Source organism: Rhodoblastus sphagnicola (assembly GCF_002937075.1).
Lineage (GTDB): Bacteria > Pseudomonadota > Alphaproteobacteria > Rhizobiales > Beijerinckiaceae > Rhodoblastus > Rhodoblastus sphagnicola.
Window position 1 is genome coordinate 36,092 of sequence record NZ_NHSJ01000116.1, and the last position, 6,051, is coordinate 42,142.

General features: G+C 63.6%; 7 protein-coding genes. 5 read left to right on the forward strand and 2 right to left on the reverse strand.

Annotated features, from left to right (window positions below):
- Nucleotides 1–19: 19 nt before the first annotated feature.
- The gene (locus CCR94_RS18820) at nucleotides 20–709 is read right to left on the reverse strand and encodes a hypothetical protein (RefSeq protein ID WP_104509364.1); all 690 of its coding nucleotides are present in this window, start codon (nucleotides 707–709) and stop codon (nucleotides 20–22) included.
- Between the two features lie 15 nt (nucleotides 710–724).
- Nucleotides 725–1,243: a hypothetical protein gene (locus tag CCR94_RS18825; protein ID WP_104509365.1), complete on the reverse strand. Its 519-nt coding sequence runs from the start codon at nucleotides 1,241–1,243 to the stop codon at nucleotides 725–727.
- Between the two features lie 124 nt (nucleotides 1,244–1,367).
- Here CCR94_RS18825 and CCR94_RS18830 point away from each other — a divergent pair, with 124 nt between their 5' ends.
- From CCR94_RS18830 to CCR94_RS18850, 5 genes are all read left to right on the forward strand, one after another.
- On the forward strand, nucleotides 1,368–2,120 hold the full coding sequence (locus CCR94_RS18830; protein WP_104509366.1) for a LexA family transcriptional regulator: 753 nt from the start codon (nucleotides 1,368–1,370) through the stop codon (nucleotides 2,118–2,120).
- Nucleotides 2,121–2,459: 339 nt separating this feature from the next.
- Nucleotides 2,460–2,972, forward strand: a complete 513-nt coding sequence (locus tag CCR94_RS18835) for a hypothetical protein (RefSeq protein WP_104509367.1) — start codon at nucleotides 2,460–2,462, stop codon at nucleotides 2,970–2,972.
- A 9-nt stretch (nucleotides 2,973–2,981) separates the two neighbouring features.
- Entirely contained in the window at nucleotides 2,982–4,325 is a 1,344-nt protein-coding gene (locus tag CCR94_RS18840; RefSeq protein ID WP_104509368.1) for a DNA-packaging protein, read from the forward strand.
- A complete protein-coding gene (locus CCR94_RS18845; RefSeq protein ID WP_104509369.1) occupies nucleotides 4,322–5,149 on the forward strand; it encodes a hypothetical protein in 828 nt (275 codons plus the stop codon). The genes CCR94_RS18840 and CCR94_RS18845 overlap by 4 nt, the downstream gene beginning before the upstream one ends.
- Before the next feature lie 205 nt (nucleotides 5,150–5,354).
- Nucleotides 5,355–5,741: a hypothetical protein gene (locus CCR94_RS18850; RefSeq protein ID WP_104509370.1), complete on the forward strand. Its 387-nt coding sequence runs from the start codon at nucleotides 5,355–5,357 to the stop codon at nucleotides 5,739–5,741.
- Nucleotides 5,742–6,051: the final 310 nt, after the last annotated feature.

Here is a 6,051-nt window from a genome sequence, read left to right on the forward strand (position 1 = left end):
ATGCCCCGGCGGCGCGACTTCACGCCGCATCCGCGGCGGAAATCATCCGGTAATGCCGCGCCAGCGCGGCCAGTCCGCGGCGCAGGATGAACAGGGCGACGGCGCCGGCCATTTTGGCGTCCCGATAAGCCCCGATCTCCCGCCCGACATCGACGATCTCGCGATCCTCCAGCACGATGGCGGCCATGGGCGCGCGGAAATCCTCGGGAATGGCGTCGCGCGCGGCGCGGAAATGCTGCAGCGCCTCGACCTGCGACTCGCTGCGCCACAAGGCCCCCGGCGCATAGGCCGTGGCGACCTCCCGCGTCGGGTCCAGCGAATGCAGCGGGTCCATCCCCGATCGGGCGTACATCTGCCGGTACTTTTCGCCGGCCATGGCGAGCGCGAGATTGCGCGCCTTGTCGTCGCGGTCGAGTTGCCCCCGGTCGCGCAACCGCGCCAGCGGCCCGTCGTCGAGGCGCATGCGGACGAAATCCACCTCCACCGCCTCGAACGTGTCGCCGCGCGCCACCTCCACCACTTCGGAAAATTTTTCGATACGCGCCGCGTCGCCGGCCCGCATCAACCGTTCGACGCTCGGCCCCTCCGGCGCGCGATAGCCCGCGCGTTGAAACGTCTTCAGCATTTTCCGCGCCTTGCCTTCGGGGCCTGTCTCGTCGAGACAGGCAAGTTTGGGGAGCGACACCTTGTTCTTGCGTGGCCTGGCCATGGACAAAACCTCAAATCAGGGGGCGGAAAATTCGGTGAGGGTCAGGCTCAGTTCGCCGCCAAGCTCGCCATAGGAAACCGACAACCGGTCCGGCGACAAAGCGGCGGTGATGACCCGGCAGCGCATCAGCAATTCGATCAGCGGCCGCTCCATCACGCCGAAATGGCGGGTGCGCGTCGTGCGCGGCGCGACGATTTCCAGCGCGTAGGATCCGGACATGCGGCCGGGTTTTTGGGCGATCACCCGCCGCGCCGCCTCGTCGAGCCAATGCTCGAACACTTCCGAGCGCACATAGGACTGACCGTTATGCACATAGAGTTGGGCAGCGGCGGGCGGCGGCGGCGCCTTGACCTCGATTTTCCGCGCGACCGGGCGTGGCTCGGCGGCAAGCCCGAAACGTCCGGTTTTCGGCGCGGCGGGACGCAGCTTGGCCTTTTCGACCTTCACGGCGCGCGTGACTCCGCCCGAGCGGGGCGCGATAATGGTGGTGGTGGAAAAGGGCGTGAAGCTGCTGAATGGCACAATATTCGTCATTGAGATGGCTCTGGGTGGGGGTTCGCCTTGCAACGGCTGGTGGAACATAATAAGAACGAGGTTGTGGCGTCAATGGGAAAATGCCCACTGGACGCGTTAACGTAAATATGGGAATTGTCCCATCATGGACGACCAGTGGAAAAGCCGGCTTGAGTCCGAGATGGCGCGGCAGGGCCTCGATATGAAGGCCCTGTCCGTGCGCGCGGGCCTGGGCGAAACCTATGTGCGCGACGCGCTCAAGCGCGGGCGCGGCGGTTCGCTGCCGGCCCTCAACAAGCTGGCGCTGGCGCTGGGCCGTTCGCTCGACTGGCTGATCGCCGGCAAGGGCGCCGCCCCCCACCTTGATCTGGCCAACGAGCCGCCAACCACCCGCCACTTCGACACCAATGTCGACCGCCGCATCATCGACAACAAGGAGAGCGGCGCCTCGACGATTTTCGAGGTCGATGTCCGCGCCGGCGCCGGCGGCGGGGGCTTGCCGGTCGAAGCCTTCGTGCATGATGAATTCGGCAATTCCTACGCCGCTCACGCCATCGCCGCAGAATGGACCCTGCCGGACGCGATCATGCAGGGCGTCCTGCACGCAAGCCCCCGCCACATCAGGGTGTTCGAGGTGATCGGCGATTCCATGGAGCCGCGCCTGTCCGAGGGCGACCGTGTCTTCATCGACCTGCGCTACATCACGCCGAGTCCCGAAGGCATATTTGCGTTGTGGGACGGCTACGGCCTGGTGATCAAGCGCCTGCAAATCGTGATGGGTTCGGACCCGATGCGCGTGCGCATCATCTCGGTCAATTCCTCCTACGCCCCCTATGAAGCCGGCGCGGACGAAATCCAGATCGTCGGCCGCTTCGCCGGCCGCTTCACCGTCAACTGAGGGACTCACCTTCTCCCCTCGCGGGAGAAGGTGGGCGCGCAAGGCGTCGGATGAGAGGCGCCCGCCACCGCGCGGCTGGCGCAGCCGCCTCGCCCAGCCATCGAAGACCACACACCACGCGAAATCCCACCAATGCCCAACGGGCTCGCTCCCAATCAAAATGGGCTAATTCCCAAAAAATCGCAAAAATCCCATTTTGCCCATTGACGGGTCGACCGACTTCCGCTAGAAATATCCATGTTGAAGATTTGCGCCCGGCGGCGCTTCGCTCCCCAAGCGAAGCCCCCGGGTTTTTCGTTGCCAAGCCTCCGGGCCGGGCGACCAAACAACGGATCACAAATGGCTCCGGCTCCGCGCGAAAAACTGAAGAAGACCATTGGGGCCCGCTCCAGGACCAAGCAGGAAGCCCAAGCCGAGGAACAACCGCTGGATCGCGTCAACCGCGATCTCGCCATCCTCAACATGCGCCTTCACGGCCTCACCTTCCACGAAATCGCCAGAAAGCTCCCCGAGGCCGGTTTCGCCCGCGTCTCCGTCAGCCGCATCTACGCCATCGTCGGCAAGGCGCTGCGCTCCAGCCCCAACCAGCCGGCGCGCGACCTGCGCCAGCTCGAACTGATGCGCCTCGATCAGTTGCAAACCGCGCATTACAAGGAGGCGATGAAAGGCGATTCCGCGGCCGCCCAGCGCGTGCTGGCGATCATGGACCGCCGCGCCAAACTGCTCGGCCTCGACGCCAACACGGAAGCCGGCGCCTCGCTCGACGAGGCCCGCCAGTCGCTCATCAACAAGCTGGAGCAACTCGCGCGCGGCCAGCAGCAGAAGTCGGAAAAATCCAACACAAATTCATGAGTTGCCGCCATGCGTCTCCTCTCAACGCATGCGCGCGAACTGGCGCGCCTCTCTCCCCGGGAGCGCGCCAGTTTTTTCTCCCGCCTCGACGCGGACGAACTGGAATCGCTCAAAACGCTGTGGCCGTTCTGGGCGCGACCCGACCAGCTCATCCCGCCGGGCGACTGGGTCTATTGGCTTCCGCTCGCCGGTCGCGGCTGGGGTAAGACCAGGACCGGGGCCGAAACCGTGCGCCAATGGGCGCGCGAGTTCCCCATGGTCAACCTGATCGGCGCGACCGCCGATGATGTGCGCGACGTAATGGTTGAAGGCGAATCCGGCGTGCTGGCTGCGTGCCCGCGCGACGAACGCCCTCGCTACGTCGCGCACAGACGCAGGCTGGAATGGCCCAACGGCGCGAAATCGCTGCTGTTCTCGGCGGAAGAACCCGAACGCCTCCGCGGCAAGCAACATCAAAAACTCTGGTGCGACGAAATCGCCGCCTGGCGCTACCCCGAAGCCTGGGACCAGGCGGTGTTCGGCCTGCGCCTGGGAAAAAAACCGCAAGCCATCCTCACCACCACGCCGCGCCCGACCAAACTGATGCGCGACCTGCTGGCCGACCCGCTCACCCTCTCGACCCGCCATTCCACTTTCGAAAACATCGGCAATCTCGCCGAAAATTTTCTCGACCGCGTGGTGCGCAAATACGAAGGCACGCGCCTCGGCCGCCAGGAGCTGCACGCCGAAATGCTCCTCGACGCTCCCGGCGCGCTCTGGACCCGCGCCCTGCTTGAACAGGCGCAGGCGGGCGCCACGCAACCGAAGCTCACCCGCATCGTCATCGCCGTTGATCCGCCCGCCACCTCCGGGGAAAACGCCGATGAATGCGGGATGATCGCGGCGGGCCTGGATGAGGCCCGCCGCGTGCGCGTCCTCGCCGACCTCTCCCGCCAGGGCGAAACCCCGCTCGGCTGGGCCACCCGCGCCGTCGAGGCCTACAAACATTTTCAGGCCGATTGCATCGTCGCCGAAGTCAACAACGGCGGCGAAATGATCGAAACCCTGCTGCGCCAGGTGGACGCCAACATCCCCTACCGCGCCGTGCGCGCCAGCCGGGGCAAGTTCGCCCGCGCCGAACCTGTCGCGGCCCTCTACGAACAGGGTCGCGTCAAACATTGCGGCGTTTTCGCCCGCCTCGAAGACCAGATGTGCGCCATGACGCCCGATTTCGATCGGTCAAGGTCCGGCTATTCCCCCGACCGCGTCGACGCCCTGGTCTGGGCGGTGACGGCGCTGGCTCTGAGTCAAGAAAGCGGCGGCGGCGTGTTCGAATATTATCGCACCATGGCGAAGGAGAACGGCAAGGAATGAACGCGCCGTTTTTTCACCCCGCGCCGCGCTTTTGCCGCGAGGCGCAATTGACCGAAAGCGGCGTCGTCCTCGGCGACATCGTCCTGGCCCCGCTGTCGCGCCGCGCCAACGGCGCCGCCGAACTGGCGGTCGAGGGACGCGAGCCGGAAATTTTCGCGCTGCTTTCGCTGGCGCGGGGCAGGGCGATCCATCCAAACACCCTGCATGGCCTGCACGGCGTCGCCAAGAGTCTTGCGCAGGGCGATAACGTCGGCGCCGTCATTCGTCTCGCGCAGATCGGCCTGCCGCCGTTGCGCGGCCCGCGCGACGCCGAAATGCTGAAAATCGGCGCAACCTTTCTCGCCAAGGGCGTTTCGCCTTGGACGATCCTGCAAGCGGCGGGAATCGAAGGCGCCAACGTCCAGCTATTCAAAGCCGACTGGGACGAAAGCTTGCATCCTCGCGATCCGACGGGCCGATTCGCCACGACGGGCGCAAGCGCTGACCAAAACGGAAGAGAGAACGCGAACAAGCCGGATCATCGTGGTCCGTGGTCGGCTGCGGTCGATGCGGCCAGCCAGTGGCTGCAAGCGCCAGTGCCTGAATACGACCAGGACACGGGGGAGCAAGTTGGAACGCGCCCGCGCTGGCGCGCCATTGCGACCAGCCCGATTGTCGTCGGAGCGGCTGGCGCCGCAGCTTTGCTTGGAGGCGAGGCTCTACTGGCGCCCGCAGTTGTGGAGGAGGCCACAAGCAGCCTCAGCATGAGCGACATTCTGCTGCCGAATGGCGAGCCCGTCGGGTATATATATATTCTCGTGCCCAGCCCTCGACCAGGACCGTGACTTCGGAGCAATTTGATCAACTTCAGTCCAAATTGATGGATGGGGCCGTTCAGACTGCTTCGCCTTCAAATTATGACGGAACTTGGTATCAAAGGACCGACGGAACTGTCTTCGGTGTCAGACAGAGTCCAAAGAATGGACTTACGCTTGACGTCATCAAGAGCGATAATCCCCAACTGAACACCCGGTACAAAGTGCATCAGCGATGACCTTAGATCTTGAAGCAAAAGGCCGTTATTGGGGCCAAACAGTTTTGGAATGCATCGAGTCGTTTCCATACGAATTACCGATTGATTCCGTGGGTTTGTGGCAGATCGTGCCCGCTGGCCGACATGAATTCGGCCTGACTGGCGATGAACTATCTGAATTCGTTCGTCGTTGTGTGTCCGAGTTGTTAGCGAAAGGCGCCAAGCCCGTCGTCGGCGGCGCTGGAACCAAATATTTTTGGATTTACCAGCCGCAGTATGGCGAGACGAATGAAAAAATCTTGGATGCGGTCATGAAGGAATGGCTCGCATCAGGCGCTCCGGATTGCGACCCTGGCGGCCTATGGTTTGCGTTGCCCTCGCCCTATGTCGGAAACAGGGAATAGGACGCACCCTCGCGTCACCCGCGCCGTCGGGACGAATTGCCCTCGCCCTATGTCGGAAACTGAGGAGCTTTGCAGCGAACTGGGGTTACCCCATCCGTAACGGAGCGTTTCATGAAATGTCCAAACTGTGGGCAGTGTAACACGATAAGGATTTTGAAACCGCAACGCGCATAGAATAATATCGGCTTCCGTAATGGCCCCCTCGGTGTCAAGTCCCTCCTATGAACCTCTTCAATTTTTGGTGCGCCGCGTGAGCGCGCTCATCATAGCGCCGTAGCGAACGCGGCGCCTGTAGGCTGTTTCCGTTGTC

What these genes read in the sequence shown, in the direction of transcription:
- CCR94_RS18825 (WP_104509365.1), bottom strand. Translation starts at nt 1,243, where the DNA reads ATGACGAATATTGTGCCATTCAGCAGCTTCACGCCCTTTTCCACCACC.
- CCR94_RS18840 (WP_104509368.1), top strand. Translation starts at nt 2,982, where the DNA reads ATGCGTCTCCTCTCAACGCATGCGCGCGAACTGGCGCGCCTCTCTCCC.
- CCR94_RS18820 (WP_104509364.1), bottom strand. Translation starts at nt 709, where the DNA reads ATGGCCAGGCCACGCAAGAACAAGGTGTCGCTCCCCAAACTTGCCTGT.
- CCR94_RS18830 (WP_104509366.1), top strand. Translation starts at nt 1,368, where the DNA reads ATGGACGACCAGTGGAAAAGCCGGCTTGAGTCCGAGATGGCGCGGCAG.
- CCR94_RS18845 (WP_104509369.1), top strand. Translation starts at nt 4,322, where the DNA reads ATGAACGCGCCGTTTTTTCACCCCGCGCCGCGCTTTTGCCGCGAGGCG.
- CCR94_RS18850 (WP_104509370.1), top strand. Translation starts at nt 5,355, where the DNA reads ATGACCTTAGATCTTGAAGCAAAAGGCCGTTATTGGGGCCAAACAGTT.
- CCR94_RS18835 (WP_104509367.1), top strand. Translation starts at nt 2,460, where the DNA reads ATGGCTCCGGCTCCGCGCGAAAAACTGAAGAAGACCATTGGGGCCCGC.